This window comes from Variovorax glucosi (assembly GCF_051216695.1).
GTDB lineage: Bacteria > Pseudomonadota > Gammaproteobacteria > Burkholderiales > Burkholderiaceae_C > Variovorax.
Window position 1 is genome coordinate 1 of the sequence record NZ_JBPJZE010000238.1, and the last position, 1,182, is coordinate 1,182.

The 1,182-nt window shown below is 67.3% G+C and carries 1 protein-coding gene; it reads right to left on the reverse strand.

Features of this window, described 5'->3' with window-relative positions:
• Positions 1–177: 177 nt before the first annotated feature.
• Positions 178–1,134 carry an HlyD family secretion protein gene (locus ACSFA3_RS24610; protein WP_435462815.1) on the reverse strand — a complete coding sequence of 319 codons (957 nt, stop codon included), beginning with the start codon at positions 1,132–1,134 and terminating at the stop codon, positions 178–180.
• Positions 1,135–1,182: the final 48 nt, after the last annotated feature.

Genomic DNA, 1,182 nt, shown 5'->3' on the forward strand with positions numbered 1-1,182 from the left:
ATCTGACCGCTTTCCCAAGCCTTCTCCAGCGCCTGCCAGCCACGACCGCCAAAGCGCCGCAGCAAGCTGTCCGTGACATCCTCGACGCTGATCGTTCCATCGAAATCGCATTGGATGGTCCAGCCGGCTGACGGCGTGGTGCAAGTTGCCGCTGCACGCGACGCGATTTGAAATGACTCACTCATAGAAGCTCACCCTCACGTTGCGACCCGGGCGCAGCCTCGAAGCGGCTGCCGGATCAAGTTCAAGAATGCAGTCCACCACGCGCAGGCCCGTACGCTGAGGCGTCTCGTCGTCGAGGCGGCTCGGCCCATAGGCGGCGCTCAGACGCAGCACGTGCGCGGCGACTTGCGCCGGTTCGGCGCCGTCATGGGCGTCGCGCTCGATCTGGATGGTGGCGCGCATGCCGGGTTTGACGCTCGCCACGTAGCTCTCGTTGAGTTCGGCTCGCACGATCAGCGCGCGCTGCGGCATGAGAACCATCAGCGGGGGCGCTCCCTGGGCTGCGACACGGGCGCCGGCCTGGACATTGAGCTTGAGCACGATGGCGTCGTGGGGTGCCGTGATCGTGTGGTGCCGGACGGCCAGACGCGCGAGGTCCACCTTCTGGCGCGCGATGGCGATTTCCGCCTCCAACACACGCATGGCCGCCTCGATGTCGCGCTGGGCCTGAAGCGCTTCTTCGGTACGCTGCGGATCGAGGGCTCCCGCACGGGCCGCCTCGTCCATGCGTCGGGCCAGTTGACGTGCGGCGGGCAGGCGCGCGGCCTGGGCATGCTTGCGCGCCTGCACCAGTTGCAGGTCGGCTTGGGCGAGGTCGGCCTCCATGCGCGCTTGCTCGGATGCCAGCTTCAGCAGCACCTGACCGCGTTGCACGAGATCGCCTTCGCCCACGTCCAGGGTTTCGATCTCGCCATTCAGGGGAGACACGACATCGAGCAAGCCGCCGCGCACCTCGACCTTGCCGCGCGCCATCGCCAGCAGCCGGGGCGAATCGCCCGTGGCGTTAGGGGCGACGATTGCGGGAGAGGGGGTAGAAGGGGGACTGGGCTTCGAGCAACCGCTTATGGCGGTGGCCAGCAGCAAGATCCACGGCAGGCGCCGATGCAGCCGGTCCTTCGGGAGGGGATTCATCAGTGAACTTCCTTGTAGACGGGCCGACGTGCCGCGGTCTCGGGCCTC